General features: G+C 35.7%; 14 protein-coding genes, 1 pseudogene and 1 other annotated feature. Of the genes and pseudogenes, 14 read left to right on the top strand and 1 reads right to left on the bottom strand.

The window, feature by feature from the left end; translation table 11 throughout:
• Positions 1-165 precede the first annotated feature (165 nt).
• The 12 genes from CPHY_RS14935 to tpiA all read left to right on the top strand — a co-directional run bounded on the left by CPHY_RS14935 (position 166) and on the right by tpiA (position 12,617).
• Complete coding sequence (locus tag CPHY_RS14935; protein ID WP_012200894.1) at positions 166-1,464, top strand: MFS transporter; 1,299 nt, start codon at positions 166-168, stop codon at positions 1,462-1,464.
• Positions 1,465-1,584: 120 nt separating this feature from the next.
• Complete coding sequence (locus CPHY_RS20940) at positions 1,585-3,483, top strand: glycerophosphodiester phosphodiesterase (RefSeq protein WP_012200893.1); 1,899 nt, start codon at positions 1,585-1,587, stop codon at positions 3,481-3,483.
• A 347-nt stretch (positions 3,484-3,830) separates the two neighbouring features.
• On the top strand, positions 3,831-4,913 hold the full coding sequence (locus tag CPHY_RS14925) for a CobW family GTP-binding protein (protein ID WP_012200892.1): 1,083 nt from the start codon (positions 3,831-3,833) through the stop codon (positions 4,911-4,913).
• A 100-nt stretch (positions 4,914-5,013) separates the two neighbouring features.
• Entirely contained in the window at positions 5,014-5,970 is a 957-nt protein-coding gene (locus CPHY_RS14920; RefSeq protein ID WP_012200891.1) for a TIGR03943 family putative permease subunit, read from the top strand.
• Positions 5,971-6,235: 265 nt separating this feature from the next.
• On the top strand, positions 6,236-7,114 hold the full coding sequence (locus tag CPHY_RS14915) for a YicC/YloC family endoribonuclease (protein ID WP_012200890.1): 879 nt from the start codon (positions 6,236-6,238) through the stop codon (positions 7,112-7,114).
• 12 nt (positions 7,115-7,126) lie between these two features.
• Positions 7,127-7,402: a DUF370 domain-containing protein gene (locus tag CPHY_RS14910; protein WP_012200889.1), complete on the top strand. Its 276-nt coding sequence runs from the start codon at positions 7,127-7,129 to the stop codon at positions 7,400-7,402.
• A gap of 36 nt (positions 7,403-7,438) precedes the next feature.
• Entirely contained in the window at positions 7,439-7,687 is a 249-nt protein-coding gene (gene rpoZ, locus CPHY_RS14905) for a DNA-directed RNA polymerase subunit omega (protein WP_012200888.1), read from the top strand.
• A 115-nt stretch (positions 7,688-7,802) separates the two neighbouring features.
• Complete coding sequence (lepB, locus tag CPHY_RS14900; RefSeq protein WP_242657953.1) at positions 7,803-8,372, top strand: signal peptidase I; 570 nt, start codon at positions 7,803-7,805, stop codon at positions 8,370-8,372.
• Between the two features lie 11 nt (positions 8,373-8,383).
• Positions 8,384-8,980 (top strand): signal peptidase I, encoded by a 597-nt coding sequence (gene lepB, locus CPHY_RS14895; protein WP_012200886.1) that lies wholly within the window; start codon positions 8,384-8,386, stop codon positions 8,978-8,980.
• Positions 8,981-9,347: 367 nt separating this feature from the next.
• Positions 9,348-10,358 carry a type I glyceraldehyde-3-phosphate dehydrogenase gene (gap, locus tag CPHY_RS14890; protein WP_012200885.1) on the top strand — a complete coding sequence of 337 codons (1,011 nt, stop codon included), beginning with the start codon at positions 9,348-9,350 and terminating at the stop codon, positions 10,356-10,358.
• Positions 10,359-10,540: 182 nt separating this feature from the next.
• The gene (locus CPHY_RS14885; protein ID WP_012200884.1) at positions 10,541-11,734 is read left to right on the top strand and encodes a phosphoglycerate kinase; all 1,194 of its coding nucleotides are present in this window, start codon (positions 10,541-10,543) and stop codon (positions 11,732-11,734) included.
• 136 nt (positions 11,735-11,870) lie between these two features.
• The gene (gene tpiA / locus CPHY_RS14880; RefSeq protein ID WP_012200883.1) at positions 11,871-12,617 is read left to right on the top strand and encodes a triose-phosphate isomerase; all 747 of its coding nucleotides are present in this window, start codon (positions 11,871-11,873) and stop codon (positions 12,615-12,617) included.
• A 169-nt stretch (positions 12,618-12,786) separates the two neighbouring features.
• On the opposite strand, the gene CPHY_RS14875 is transcribed toward tpiA, so the two are convergent.
• Entirely contained in the window at positions 12,787-13,494 is a 708-nt protein-coding gene (locus tag CPHY_RS14875; RefSeq protein WP_012200882.1) for a hypothetical protein, read from the bottom strand.
• Positions 13,495-13,724: 230 nt separating this feature from the next.
• Positions 13,725-14,091 (top strand) — a binding site (T-box leader).
• 28 nt (positions 14,092-14,119) lie between these two features.
• On the opposite strand from CPHY_RS14875, the pseudogene CPHY_RS22480 reads away from it, so the two are divergent.
• Together CPHY_RS22480 and CPHY_RS22475 are read left to right on the top strand one after the other, a co-directional pair.
• Positions 14,120-14,863: pseudogene (locus CPHY_RS22480) on the top strand (class I tRNA ligase family protein); the annotation flags it as partial.
• Positions 14,864-14,881: 18 nt separating this feature from the next.
• On the top strand, positions 14,882-16,105 hold the full coding sequence (locus tag CPHY_RS22475) for a class I tRNA ligase family protein (RefSeq protein WP_330370919.1): 1,224 nt from the start codon (positions 14,882-14,884) through the stop codon (positions 16,103-16,105).
• Positions 16,106-16,308: the final 203 nt, after the last annotated feature.

Below are 16,308 nucleotides of genomic sequence, written 5' to 3'. Positions count from 1 at the left end.
GTAAATGTCATAAAATCCCAGCGTGATACAACCAATTTGTATATTAATATATACGAATAAATTATGACACGGTTCGATTTTTTCTAGTAACTCGGACACTTTTTACTTTAACAAAAAGGTAGAATATGGTATAATACAAGCATCAAAATGTATTGGGAGGGTTCTATGAAATTAAATTATAAGCGCACGTTTTTTGTAGGTCTTGCCTTTTTATCAATCTGTTCTTTTTGGCAGTTGTACGACAACATTATTCCATTAATCCTAAAGAATACGTTTGGGATTGGAGAAACAGTTACCGGAGTAATCATGGCATTGGATAATGTCCTTGCATTATTTCTATTGCCGCTATTTGGCATATTGTCGGATCGAACAAACACTAGATGGGGTAGGCGGACACCATTTATTGTCGTAGGAACCATTGCATCAACGATATTTATGATGATAATTCCAATTGCTGACCAAAATAAGCAATTTGTTGTCTTTATCATAGCACTTGGTCTAGTGCTCCTATCTATGGGAACTTATCGTTCTCCTGCAGTTGCGCTTATGCCAGATTTAACTCCTAAGCCACTTCGTAGTATGGCGAATGCCATTATTAATTTAATGGGTGCTGTTGGTGGATTAATCAGTTTAGTGTTGATTATGATATTCGTGAAGAAAGAGAAGTCACCAGATTACGTACCTACCACACCACCCAATTACATACCACTCTATACTGTGGTAGCTCTGATTATGTTAATCGCGGTTATTGTTTTACTTGTTACAATCCGTGAAAATAAGATGAGAGATGAAGTTGCAGTCTATAACGCAGATGAGCCGGAAGAAAGGATAGAAGTTAAAAATGAACCAATGAAACCAGAAGTAAAACGTAGTTTAATCTTCTTGGTAGCATCTATCTTTTTATGGTTTACAGCGTATAATGCGGTAACGACAGCATTCTCTAGATATACAGAAGTTGTATGGAAACTTGGAGCAGGTGGCTTTACTACCTGTCTTTTAGTTGCGACGGGAGCAGCGATTGTAAGTTATATACCGATTGGTATTATTGCAAGTAAAATTGGTCGTAAGAAGACGATATTAATTGGTATTAGCTTGATTACATTCTCTTATGTGTGTGGATGTTTCTTCGCTGAATATTCATCATTAATTAATGTTGTTTTTGCAATCACTGGTATAGGATGGGCTGCAATTAATGTAAATTCCTATCCGATGATTGTTGAGATGAGCAAGGGAAGTGATGTGGGAAAATATACAGGTTATTACTATACGTTCTCCATGACAGCTCAGATCATGACTCCAATTTTATCAGGTGCGTTATTAGAATTTGTGTCTTACCGTACGTTATTCCCTTATGCTGTTTTCTTTTCTGTAGGATCTTTTATTACGATGTTATTTGTAAAACATGGTGATGCAAAGCCAGAAAAAAAGCAGAAAATGTTGGAAAACTTTGATGTCGAAGATTAAAGAATTGTGAATATTGATCCATTCAAGGAGATATTGCGAACACTATATTTGTATTGTAATATCTCCATTTTTGTGTCAAAATAGATAGGAGCACTTGGGAAACGCGGGTGACAAGTGGATATGGAAAACGAAAGAAAGAAGACGGAAAAATTAGTGAAACAATGGTTATCAAAAAATTGGCTTAGTAAACTTAAGAATATAAAGACATTAATATTATTTGAATTGATTTATAAAGCAATCTTTTTAATTGTTATGGTACCCCTAGTAAGAGCACTTATGAAAGTAACATTAAAGCTTTCAGGATTTAGTTATCTCACCTTAGAGAATTTGATTGCGTTCATAGCATCGCCGGCATCGATAGCAGCGATTGCTTTGTTATTCATTTTAATTTCAGTATTTATCTATGTGGAGATGATGTCATTAATCGTATACTATCATAGTAGTTTAAGGTTTCGTAAGATAAGGGTAAGCCATGTCTTTTTCCCCGGTTTATGGGAATCTTTTCGTTTGATTAAGAGAAAAGGAAACCGAGCACTTAATTTTTATGCCTTATTCTATTATTTTGTGTATAGTTTACCACTTTTACTGGGAATGATTATGCAGATGAGAATACCTGCTTATCTTTTGGATGCGATTCTCAATCTTAAATCGGTAGTAATTGGTTTACTTATATTACTCTGTGCAGCAGCATATTTCGTATATAGGGGAATCTTTGTGTTACATTATTGTAGTTTTGATGAGATGAACTTTAAAGATGCTTATCGAATGAGTTGTAAAACATTAAAAGGACATGGTGCCAAGATTGCTTCAGCGATGATTGGTTATAATGTACTTTTATGTTTATTTTATATTGCCTTGTATTATGGAGTAGTTTTTCTTTCTGGTTTGATTATCTATCGTACAGTAAGTGAAACTCTTGTGGTAGCGGTTTTTCTAACGACTTTCGATCAGATTAATTTGTATTTTTCCTTAATTGCTGGAATGTTATCTATTATTGTAAACTGTTCTCTTGTAACAAGGTTGTTCTTACAATATAAGTTAACAGATATGAAGGGAGAGACACAAATCCTTGCAATGCAAGAAAAAATTTCAGAAGTAGAAGATTCTTTAGTATTTGAAAATCGAAGTCTTTGGTTTCGAATTCGCAAGAGTAAGTATACGAGAACTGTAGTTTTTGTGGGTGGATTATCATTTGCTTTGGTTGGATTGTATTTTGGACAAAATTTTAAAAGTAATATATTAATAAACCGTGAACCATTGTTTGGTACTGCGATTTCGGCTCATCGTGGGTTTTCATCCGTAGCACCAGAGAATACCATACCAGCCATCCAGGCTGCAATCGACAATCTTAGTGATTATGCAGAAATTGATGTTCAGGAGACAAAGGATGGGGAAATAATACTACTTCACGATTCGAATCTAAAACGAACGACTGGGAAAAACCAGTATATATGGAACTTAACGTATGAGGAATTAGAGAAAATTGATGCAGGAAAGAAATTTGGCAGGGGGTTTGAGGGAACAAGGATTCCTAAGTTAGAAGAAGTTTTAGCCCTTTGTCAAAACACGATTAAGTTAAATATTGAATTAAAGATTAATAGCCATGAAAAACAACTTGTCGAAGAGGTTGTTCGACTGATTGAAGAGTATGGTATGGAAGAGCAGTGCGTCTTAAGTTCAGTAAACTATGGGGCGCTTGGGCGTGTAAAGGCTCTCAATCCGGATCTAAAAACAGGTTATATTATGTCTTTTGCCTATGGATATTTTTATAATTGGGAAAATGCAGACTTTTTTAGTGTAAAATCAAGCTTTATTTCGAAAGAAATGATTCGTTATGCACATAGCTTAGGTAAAGGAATACATGCGTGGACCGTTAACTCGATTGCAGAGATAGAACGTATGAAGCAGTTAGGGGTAGATAATATCATTACGGATCAACCGGTTCGTGTTCGTGAGATTGTGTACGGAGAAGGACTAAACTCTACCTTCCAAGAGTTTATTAATAGTTTATTCAAGTGATGTGTTTCAATGAAGCTAGGCATCTCAGGTAAGTAACAACTCGGCAATAGCTACACACAATTCATCTCTTTCCTAAGGGATTGGGTAGTATTTTTGTAAGTATACAGATAAATAGGTACATTTCTTATTACTATATGCACTTGGATTAAGTTTATTATCATATCAGTTTCTATGAAAACTGCTAGAAAATATAATAAAAATATAATAATTTCCACTAAGTAGTGACATTGAAATACTTGATAAAGAGAAGTATAATGTATGGCAGGAAATTTGAAAAGATAAAGAAACCTTACCAGTGTACCATCGGCAAGGAAAAGGTGCGAAAGCACAAGATTGGAGGAATTACTATGACAAAAATAGATGTTATTTCAGGTTTTCTTGGAGCAGGAAAGACAACCTTAATAAAAAAATTATTAGAGGAAGCCTTAAAAGGTGAAAAACTTGTATTAATAGAAAATGAATTTGGAGAAATCGGTATTGATGGAGGCTTTCTTAAAGAAGCTGGTGTTGAAATTACGGAGATGAATTCTGGATGTATCTGCTGTTCCTTAGTTGGAGATTTTAGTACCGCACTGAAAGAAGTACTTGATACGTATCATCCAGATCGTATTATTATAGAGCCATCTGGTGTAGGAAAACTATCCGATGTATTAAAAGCAGTGTCTGGGGTACTTACCGAGGATGTAGTATTAAATAGCTACACTGCTGTTGTTGATGTGAAGAAGTGTAAGATGTATATGAAAAACTTCGGAGAGTTTTTCAATGATCAGATTGAAAGTGCAAAAACGATTATTCTTAGCCGTACCGGTGATATTTCAGAGGATAAATTAGCAGCTAGCCTTGCGTTAATCAAAGAGCATAATGAGAAGGCTACAATAGTAACAACACCATGGGATAAAATTGATGGCAAAATGATTTTAAGTGCAATTGAACATCAGAATGATTTAATGGATACGATGCTAAGTGATACAGGTATTTGCAAATCATGTGGACATGTCCACGATCATGATCATGAAGATTGCTGCGGACACAACCATGATCACGATCACGACCATGAAGATTGCTGCGGACACGATCATGATCACGATCACGACCATGAAGATTGCTGCGGGCACGATCATGACCATGATCACGACCATGATCATCATCACCACCACGCTGATGAAGTATTTACAAGCTGGGGTATGGAAACAGCGCATAAGTATGAAGAAGAGGAACTTAAAAAGGTACTTACCACCCTTTCAGAAGCAGAGAATCTTGGTATTATCTTACGTGCAAAAGGTATTGTATCATCAATGGAGGGTGAGTGGTTCCACTTTGACTTGGTTCCAGGAGAATTTGAGATCCGTCATGGAGGAGCAGATTACACAGGAAGAATTTGTGTGATTGGAAGCCAGTTAGACACAAAAGCTATCAGTGAGTTATTTTAAAGAGGATTCCAAGAGAGAAAATAGAAGAAGTTGAAATAAGTAAAGTTTTTCAACTATATAGAAATGCCATATTCAAACGAATTGGTGCATGGAGGATAAAATGGAGATACCAGTATATTTAGTCAATGGGTTTTTAGAAAGTGGAAAAAGTACATTTGTACTTGAAACAATGAAAGACCCAGAATTTACAGAATCTGTCCGAACCTTACTCCTTGTTTGTGAAGAAGGGGAAGTAGAATATGACGAAGCTATGTTAGCAAAGTTAAAGGTTGATGTGGTTGTAGTAGAGGATCAAGATGAATTTAATGAAGAATTTTTGAAACGTTGCTATGAGCGCTATAAACCTCAGCGGATTATGATAGAGTACAATGGTATGTGGGATACCGAAGAATTTTTAGAGATGGAGTTACCTGAGCCACTTGAAATGGCACAGATCATCACTTTAATCGATGCGTCCACCTACCAAAATTATATGAATAACTTTAAATCCATCATGATTTCACAATTTAAATATTCTGATACCGTAATAGTAAATCGTTGTGATGAATCTACGGATAAGCTTGCAATTAGACGTACCATTAAGCCTGTAAATCGAAAGGCAGAGATTGTATATGAATCTGTTGACGGAGTTACGACCGATGCTGGAGAAGAAGTACTACCATTTGATATTACAGCAGACCACATTGACTTATGTGATGAAGACTATGGACTATGGTATTTGCATGCAATGGATAATCCCAAGATGTATCAAGGGAAAACAATTACATTTCGTGCCATGGTTTATAAAACAGAGCGATTTCCTAAGGGAGCATTTGTCCCTGGTAGATTTGCAATGACTTGTTGCGCAGATGATATTGCATTTATTGGCTTCCTATGTAAGACAGATTATGCGGGTCCAGTAGCTATTGATCAGTTAAAGAACCGTATGTGGATTACGTTAACAGCGCAGGTTCGTGTTGAATACTACAAGGAATATCACGGAAAAGGACCGGTTCTTTATGCGAAGAAGATCGAAATGGCAGAGGAACCAAAAGAAAAATTAGTGTACTTTAATTAAGTATGGAATTAATCACCAAAAACTAGAAATTACTTGACGAACAAATTATTTTTATATATAATGTTTTAGATAATGGCTAATCGAGACAATAGGTTAACTAAGAATCACAGGAGTTATTCCAAAGTGTGAAGAAATTCTTCTTCACTGAAAACATGCGCGTTTAGAATGCTGATATTTGCACCGAGAACGACGCAGGCATAAATATCCGTAGGAAAGAAAATTTATAGTTTTCTTTCAAACTTATCACGAGAGGAATTGAGCTGATATGTTAAAGAGTATGACTGGCTTTGGTAGATGTGAGATTGATACCGGGGAACGTAAGTTGATAGTAGAGCTAAAATCTGTCAACCACCGTTACCTTGAGATTTCGGTAAAATTGCCTAAGAAATTAAACTTTTTTGAATCAGGTATTCGAAACGTTCTAAAACAATATATTAGCCGTGGAAAGGTCGATGTATTTATTACATACGAGGATTACACGGAAGGTAAAGCTTGCGTTAAATACAACGAGGATATTGCAAGAGAATACTATAACGGTCTCGAAAAAATGAGCCGGGATTTTGGTATAGAGAATGATGTTAGAGCCTCCATATTATCAAGATTTCCAGATGTTTTTACACTTGAGGATCAGACCATGGATGAACAAGAACTATGGGATTTGCTAGAGAAAACAGTAAGAGCAGCTGCAGAAAAATTTGTGGAGACACGAATCGCAGAAGGCGAGCATTTGTTAGAAGATATTCATGCAAAGTTAGATGGCATGTTAGCGATTGTAGAATTTATCGAAGAAAGAGAACCTCAAATCGTTTCAGAATATCGCAAAAAGCTGTCTGATAAAGTGAAGGAACTATTAGGAGAAACCTCCATTGATGAGAGTGTTTTAGCAACGGAGATTACCATATTTGCTGATAAAATCTGTGTAGATGAAGAAACAGTTCGGTTACGGGCTCATATCAACAATATGAAGAGCACTCTGAATGAAGCAGTAAATGTAGGAAGAAAATTAGATTTTATTGCTCAGGAAATGAACCGTGAAGCTAATACCATCTTGTCGAAGGCGAATGATTTGGCTGTATCGAATCAAGCAATCGATTTAAAAACTGAAATTGAAAAGATACGAGAACAGATACAGAACATTGAGTAAGAGGGGATACAGTTGAATAAACTGATTAATATTGGTTTTGGTAATGTAGTAAATGCAGGTAAGATAATTTCTGTAATACGGCCGGAGGCAGCTCCGGTAAAAAGAATGGTTCAAAATGCAAAAGATAGCGGCAGCTGTGTGGATGCAACTTGTGGAAGAAAATGCAAAGCAGTTGTTGTTATGGAAACTGGACAGATTGTGTTGTCAGCATTGCTTCCCGAGACAATTGCAAATCGTGTGAACCAACGAGAGAGCATAGAAAGCAATGAAGTTTTCCAAGCTCTATAAAATAAATTAAGGATTGTCAAGGAAGGAGATATTAAAATGCTACATCCATCTTATAATGACTTAATGCAGGTAGTTAATAGCGAGGTAGAACCAGGCGAACAGCCAGTAGTAAACAGCCGTTATTCTATCGTATTAGCTACAGCAAAGCGTGCTAGACAAATTATTGACGGTGCAGAACCTTTAACAGAAAGTAGTTGCAATAAACCACTTTCTATAGCAGTGGAAGAGCTTTACAAATCTAAAGTAAAGATCGTAAGCGAAGATGACGAAAATGAAAATGAATAAGCTATAACAAGTGTGAGGGCTGTTGTAAAGATGTCTTATAGGACGACTTGCAACAGCCTGTTCCAATGAAAGGGAAATTATGCGTAATGACATTAAAATAGAGGAGACAGCAACTGTGGAAAACGATAAAGGAATGCAGGATGGTAAATCGTTTTTACGACAATCCATAGAGACGGTAGCTTACTTTATCATTATATTTGTAGTTGTGTTGTTAGTACAGCGTTTTCTAATTCAACCTGTTGAAGTAAACGGAAGTTCCATGGAACCAACTCTCCATAATAATAACCATGTGCTTTTAGAGAAAATTTCGTATAGCCTATCAGAGCCAAAACGTTTTGATGTCATTGTTTTTCAGCCTTATGAGGATGATAATGAGTTATACTATATCAAACGTGTGATTGGATTACCAGGAGAAACAGTGCAAATTATGGATAGTGTAATTCTTATCAATGGAGAACGTTTAGATGAGAATTATGGACTTGAAAATCTCATTAAGAGTGCAGGTATTGCTGGTGAAAAAATCGTCCTTGGAGAAGGTGAATATTTTGTACTTGGTGATAACAGAAATAATAGTAAAGACAGTAGAGATCCAAGTGTTGGTGTAGTAAAACAAGATTCCATATTGGGCCGTGCGTGGTGCACTATATGGCCTTTTAGAGATTTTGGTATAGTAAAACATAAATAGGCGGTGATAGCATGGAAGATAAAGAAGTAGATGGTTATCATGATTTAGAAACTGAAGTGGCACACACAGAAGGAAAGAGTTCGAGGAAACGGATTGTGTTTGAAATCTTAATCTACATAGTGGCCTTGTATTTTGCAGCTTTTATTGTACCAAGATATATACTACAAAGAACAATTGTAGTAGGTGACTCTATGGAAACATCACTGCATAATGGTGAAAATCTATGGGTAGAGAAAATATCTTATCACTTTGACAAATTAAAACGTTTTGATGTGATTGTATTTTATCCTCACGAAAAAGGAGATGATGAATATTATATCAAACGTATTATTGGCATGCCAGGAGAAACAGTTCAAATCATTGGTGAGGATATCTTTGTTAACGGTGAATTACTGAAGGAAGACTTTGGAAAAGACCCAATAAGAAAACCTGGTCTTGCGGCGAATCCAATTACATTAGAAGAGGATGAATATTTTGTACTTGGTGATAATAGAACTGTAAGTCTAGATAGTCGCTATGAAGAAGTAGGTCCGGTGAAAAAAGAAAACATCGGTGGAAGAGCAATTTTTCGTTTATGGCCACTCAATAAGATGGGGCCTATTAAATAAATACTAACATTTTGTTCAAGGGAAATATAAACATAATTTCAAGTTAATAATAGTTACAATACAAATCAAAAATAAGTCAGCTTAATTATTAACCCTATCATTTTTATTAACAAAATTATAATTATAAAATGCACAAAAAAAAGAATGGAAAAGGTTGAATTATAGCCTAAGTGTTAATAATTAGTAAAATAATAAAATTTGCTTGAAATTATATTACAAATTGGGTAAAATAGAGAAGGATTTTGGTTATAGTCAGGCTTAGTCTTTGACAAAATCTTAACAATCCAAGAAATAAATTAATAGCTGTCCACTTTGGTTAGTATTTATGACAGTATATTATAAAATTTCATTTAGGAGGAATTTAATCATGGCAGTAAAAGTAGCAATTAATGGTTTTGGACGTATCGGTCGTCTTGCATTCAGACAGATGTTTGGCGCAGAAGGTTACGAAGTAGTAGCAATCAACGATTTAACAAGCCCAGCTATGTTAGCTCATTTGTTAAAGTATGATTCAGCTCAGGGAAGATATGACGGACACACAGTAGAAGCAAAAGAGTCTTCTATCGTAGTTGACGGTAAGGAAATTAAAATTTATGCTGAAGCAGATGCTTCTAAACTTCCTTGGGGAACACTTGGAGTAGACGTTGTACTTGAATGTACAGGTTTCTATGTATCCAAGGCTAAATCTCAGGCACACATTGATGCTGGTGCTAAGAAGGTTGTTATCTCCGCTCCAGCTGGTGATGATCTTCCTACTGTCGTTTTCAGCGTAAATGAAAATACATTAACAGCTGAAGATACAATCATTTCTGCAGCTTCTTGTACAACAAACTGTTTAGCTCCTATGGCAGATACATTAAACAAGTTAGCTTCAATTGAAAAAGGTTTCATGACTACAATCCACGCTTACACAGGTGATCAGATGGTACTTGATGGACCACACAGAAAAGGCGATTTAAGAAGAGCTCGTGCAGCTGCTTGTAACATCGTTCCTAACAGCACTGGTGCTGCTAAGGCAATTGGTTTAGTTATTCCAGATTTAGCTGGTAAATTAGACGGTGCAGCTCAAAGAGTTCCAGTTCCAACAGGATCTACTACTGAGTTAGTAGCAGTTGTTAACAAGAAAGTAACTAAGAATGACATCAATGCAGCTATGAAGGCAGCAGCTAGTGAATCTTTTGGTTACACAGAGGAAGAGTTAGTATCTTCTGATGTCATTGGAATTAGATATGGTTCTTTATTCGATGCAACTCAGACTAAGGTTACAGAGCTTCCTGATGGAAAGACTTTAGTTAAGATCGTTTCTTGGTACGACAATGAGAATTCTTACACAAGCCAGATGGTAAGAACAATCAAGTACTTCGCTGAATTAGCATAATAGAAGATCCAGTATGGGTCCGGTCTTTATGGACCGGACCCATTTTTTAAATTACTAGGAAATTTCTTGAATTTACATCCACATAGGTGTATTGTTATAGAAAATATCTCCTACCTAGAATAAATTTTGCAGAAAAACGGGGAAGCCGTTTCGCTGTTTCGATAAAGAAAGGAGTTTTACGTATGTTAAACAAGAAATCAGTTGATGATATCAATGTAAAAGGAAAAAGAGTTTTAGTTCGTTGTGACTTTAACGTACCATTACAAGAAGGAAAGATTACAGACGATACTCGTCTTGTAGCTGCACTTCCTACTATTAAGAAATTAATCAATGATGGTGGAAAGGTTATTCTTTGCTCCCATCTTGGTAAGCCAAAGGGAGAGCCAAAGCCAGAGTTATCCCTAGCTCCTGTTGCAGAAGCTTTAGCTAAATTACTTTCTAAAGAAGTTAAATTCGCTGCAGATGCAACTGTAGTTGGTGAGAATGCAAAGGCTGCTGTTGCTGCTATGAACGATGGAGATGTAGTATTACTTGAGAATACTCGTTACAGAGCAGAAGAGACAAAAAATGGTGAAGCTTTCTCTAAAGAACTTGCTTCCCTTTGCGATGTATTCGTAAATGATGCATTTGGTACAGCTCATAGAGCACATTGCTCTAATGTTGGTATCACACAGTTTGTTGATACAGCAGTAGTTGGTTACTTAATGCAGAAAGAAATCGACTTCTTAGGAAATGCAGTAAATAATCCAGTAAGACCTTTAGTCGCTATCCTTGGTGGTTCTAAAGTTTCTTCTAAGATTTCCGTAATTAACAACCTTCTTGATAAAGTAGATACCCTTATCATCGGTGGTGGTATGGCTTATACTTTCATGAAGGCTCTTGGAGAAGAAGTTGGTAATTCTTTATTAGAGGCTGATTACATCGATTATGCAAAAGAAATGATGGAAAAAGCTAAGAAGAATGGTGTTAACTTATTACTTCCTATCGACACAGTAGTTGCAAAAGAGTTCAGTAACGATGCTCCATCCAGAATAGTTGGCCGTGGAGAAATCGAAGCAGATGAAGAAGGTCTTGATATTGGACCAAAGACTTGCGAACTTTATGCAGATGCTCTTAAGAGTGCTAAGACAGTAGTATGGAATGGACCAATGGGTGTATTCGAAATGTCTAATTATGCAAAGGGTACAATCGCAGTAGCTCAGGCTATGGCTGATATTGATGCTACAACAATCATCGGTGGTGGTGATTCTGCAGCAGCTGTTAATCAGTTAGGATTTGGAGACAAGATGTCTCATATCTCAACAGGTGGCGGTGCTTCCTTAGAGTTCCTTGAAGGCAAAGAGCTTCCAGGTGTAGTAGCAGCTAACGATAAATAATATAAAATTATAAATCTTTTCAGTTTTATTGGTTATAATACAATAGTCGATGCATGGCTGTTTGTTTGAAGCGGTATGCGCTCCTAACAAGCAGCCATCATACATAATAGACTAAAAAGAATAAGGAGAACAAACAATGCGTAGAAAAATTATTGCAGGTAACTGGAAAATGAACAAGACTCCAAGTGAGACTGTTAAGTTAATAGAAGAATTAAAGCCATTAGTTAAAAATGATGATGTAGACGTAGTATTTTGTGTACCAGCGATTTCTTTAACAACTGCAATTGAAGCAGCGAAGGGATCAAACATTTCTATTGGTGCTGAGAATATGTTTTATGAAGAGAGTGGTGCTTATACTGGAGAAATCGCTCCTAACATGTTAACTGATATCGGCGTAAAATATGTTATAATTGGACATTCTGAAAGAAGAGAATACTTTGCAGAATCTGATATTACAGTAAATAAGAAAGTATTAAAGGCATTAGAGCACGGAATTACTCCAATTATCTGTTGCGGTGAGTCCTTAACACAAAGAGAGCAAGGAATTACAATAGACTGGATTCGTCAGCAAATTAAAATAGCTTTCTTAAATGTAACAGCAGAGCAAGCAGCAACAACCGTAATTGCTTACGAACCTATTTGGGCAATTGGTACAGGTAAAGTAGCAACAACAGAGCAAGCTCAGGAAGTTTGTGCTGCAATCCGTGTATGTATCGGTGAGCTTTATGGTGAAACAACTGCAGAAGCTATTCGTATTCAGTATGGCGGTAGCGTTACAGCTGCAAGTGCACCAGAATTATTTACTCAATCAGATATCGATGGTGGCTTAGTTGGTGGCGCTAGCTTAAAACCTGACTTTGGACAGATTGTAAATTATAAATAAGTATAAAAGATGTTATAGAGTATACGATGTTATAGTGTACCATTTAATTGTATGCCACTATAATATCGTATAAGTAAAGGGGGTGCAGGGAACCAAAGTGTTAGATTTTATTCAACATTTTAGTTCTCTGTAACTCCCTTTATTTATAAGGTAATCGATAAATTTGAACTTATGTATTAAATTTAAATACATTTTCAACCGAATTATAGCCAAATGTCTTAATAGCCATCTTATACATTGCCTTGGCATGTATTCTATCATGCCATATAAAACGTCTCAAAACTTTTCTCAAAGACCAAAACTCATCATAACTACTTTCAACTAATTGATTGATCAAATAATTAGAATTCTGCTCCAATAATTCAAATCCTTTTTTTCGACACGTATAAATTGTTCCTTTGTTATCAACTTGAGTATTAATCTCTCCGAAATAGTATGAGTTTACATTTTTGGTATGTTCATACATCTCATAAGCTGTTCTTGGTGCATCACCATAAAAGGTTTTTCTTTTTGGTAAAACGCTTTTATTTTTATCGGGAATCATTTCATATAATTTCAAAAAATCGCTTGCAGATTTTAAAGCCAATTCTTTCAAACGTAAATACTCTTCTTTGGTTAAAGGTTTCTTTTCTTCATCAAAGATAATGTCGGAATCTGCATCGCAAATTTGCAATTGACTTTCCTTTTGTTGTACTATCTCTGGTACAAGTGAATCAGGGATCAATTCGTTTTGCCATCTAAGATATGATTCCACTTCTCCTTGCATTTTTTCCAGTGCTATATCTTTTGATCTTCCCCTTGTATATGCTCCGATAAAGTTATCTGAATAAAGGAGCGTATCGTTTCCGTTATGTTCCCAAACACATCTGATTTTCATAAATACCCCCTGCAAACTTTGATTTATCAGTGTTATTATAGCATAAACAAAAATGATATCATATTACGGAATATGGATTAGTAGGAGTATACCTTGGTTATTCTTAAAATATATTCTTATAATATAAGAGAAGGCTAATTCAATTAAGTGATTAGCGTATCAATTAAACAATCATAGAGCGATTAGCCCTTGACATAATGTAAGATTAAAACTATAATACAGAAAACAAGAAAAAGGCTAGGAAGAGAAGAGTAGTCTTTCTAACACTTACAGAGAGCCTTCGGTTGGTGGAAGAAGGTAGTGAAAGAATGGTGAAACAAGACTCGGAGCTGCATACGGATATAAAATTAGGAATACCAAGTATTAATGGTTACCAGAGAATTAATGAATACCACTGGAGAAATAATGGTAACCTGAATATTAATGGCTACTAGAGAATTAATGATTACCAGAATATTAATGGTTGTTGCCTTATTTTATTGATGCTATGACGGTTGTCTCCGTTACAGGACTAGAGTATCTAAGTGTACTTGATAAGGTTGATATGGTGACGTATCAATGAAATAGGGTGGTACCGCGAATTCATTCGCCCCTTGCTAAATATAACGCAAGAGGTGATTTTTTTATGTCTGAATGGAAAAAAGAAAAGACGCGTCCAGTTTTTCCAAAGCGCGCAGTTGTTACAGCAGGAATGCCTTATGGCAATAAAGAACTTCATTTTGGCCATGTTGGTGGTATGTTTGTTCATGCAGATACCTTTGCAAGATTTTTGCGAGATCGTATCGGAGAGGAAAATGTAATATTTGTTTCGGGAACAGATTGTTATGGCTCACCGATTTTGGAAAGCTATCGTAAAAAACTAGAAGAGAATGAGAATGTTGGATCGATCACAGATTATGTTCGTAGTAATCATGAAAAACAAAAAGAAGTACTTGAATAATATCAGATATCTCCAAACCTTTATGCAGCCTCTGCACTAGGTGAGGCTGGTGAAATTCATGAGAAGGTATCAGAAGAAGTATTTTTAAAGTTAAAAGAACAAGGCTATTTAGAAAAATTGACAACAACACAGTTTTATGATCCTGATTTTAATGTGTTCTTAAATGGTAGACAGGTTGTAGGCCAATGTCCAATTGAAGGGTGTCAATCCGAACATGGATATGCAGATGAATGTTCCCTAGGACATCAGTATATGCCAAGTGATTTGATAAACCCAAAGAGCACTTTATCAGGAAAAACCCCAATTATGAAAGAGGTTAATAATTGGTACTTCCGTTTAGAAGACTGCACAGAAATGCTTCAGACTAGGATTGATTGGCTAAGAAAGAATACGGTATCTAGAAAGTATTTATTAAATACAATTGAAGAATTTTTAAAACCTCCAGTAATGCATGTATTAAAAAAGCAAATCGCGGATTTAAAAGAATTAGAAGAAAAGCTACCAGCGCATGAAACCATCAATGAGGAGAAGAAACCTTCTGTAACTTTTGTATTTAAAAATCTAAATGATAGAGATAGAGCAAAAGATATCTTAGCAGCAGGGGGGCTTCGCTATCGTACTGGTAAAACATTAGTGCCATTTCGCTTAACAGGAAATATCGAATGGGGAGTTCCGGTACCAGGTGAAGAAGATTTAACCTTTTGGGTATGGCCAGAATCTCTATGGGCGCCGATTTCATTTATTAGAGAATATTTAAAACTTCAAGGGAAAGCCGAGGAATTATGGAAGGATTATTTTCTTCATGAGGATAGCGAAGTGTATCAATTTATCGGTGAAGATAATATTTACTTTTATGGAATAGCTGAGATGGCGATGTTTGCAGTTCTCTTTAGTGAGGAGGTAAATCATATTGATATGGCAAAGGTAAAACTTCCAATGCTTGTTGCCAATAATCATATTTTATTTATGGATAAGAAAGCAAGCAGCAGTTCTGATATCAAACCTCCAATGGCTGGTGAACTTCTTGATTATTATACGGATGAGCAACTGAGAATCCATTTTTTAAGTTTAGGATTAGCCAATAAGAGCGTTAGCTTTATGCCGCAGGTATATTTGCCAAAAGAAGAACAGATAGGTGCAGATCCGGTATTAAAAGATGGCAATCTTCTTACAAATGTGTTTAACCGTTTGATTCGTTCCTGTTTTTATCAGGTACAGTCTGATTTCGATGGAAAGCTTCCGTTAGGAGCTGTAAGTCAGGAGGTAATTGATGAGGCGAAGGATACGATTTTAAAATACGAAGAGCATATGTATCGTCATGAGTTTCATAGTATTACGTATGTATTAGACACGTATATTCGTTCTATGAATAAGCGATGGGCGAATGGAATTAAGATGGCACAGGAATCTGAAGATAAAGAAAAATTAAAACAGCTCTTAATTGATTGCTTCCATGGTGTACGTACGACTTCTATATTACTTCATCCTATTGCGCCAAGAGGTTGTGAAATGATACAAGAATATCTAAAAGTCGGGAAAGAGTTCTTTTCTTGGGAGCATGTGTTTGAACCGTTATCTTATTTTATATCCGCAGAAGGAGAACACGAGCTTAAATATTTGGAACCAAGAGTTGACTTTTTCGCGAAGCATCCAAGTCAGTTTGAACGATAAAATTTATTTACTAAGCAACCAAACCAGTTTGAATGATAATTATTTTTTAAATATCAACAAACTTGTATGAAAGACACTTTTCTATTCATAGAAAAGTTACAATACACTTAAACAGCTGTATTGCTACGATTAGAAAATAGTTGCATTTTTCATCTATTGTATTAAAATTATAATGACATTAACAGATTTGTTATTTCATAGGA

It is taken from the genome of Lachnoclostridium phytofermentans ISDg (genome assembly GCF_000018685.1).
Taxonomy (GTDB): domain Bacteria; phylum Bacillota; class Clostridia; order Lachnospirales; family Lachnospiraceae; genus Lachnoclostridium; species Lachnoclostridium phytofermentans.
The sequence above is the reverse complement of the archived record's forward strand: the minus strand, read 5'-3'. Positions and strand labels throughout refer to the sequence as shown.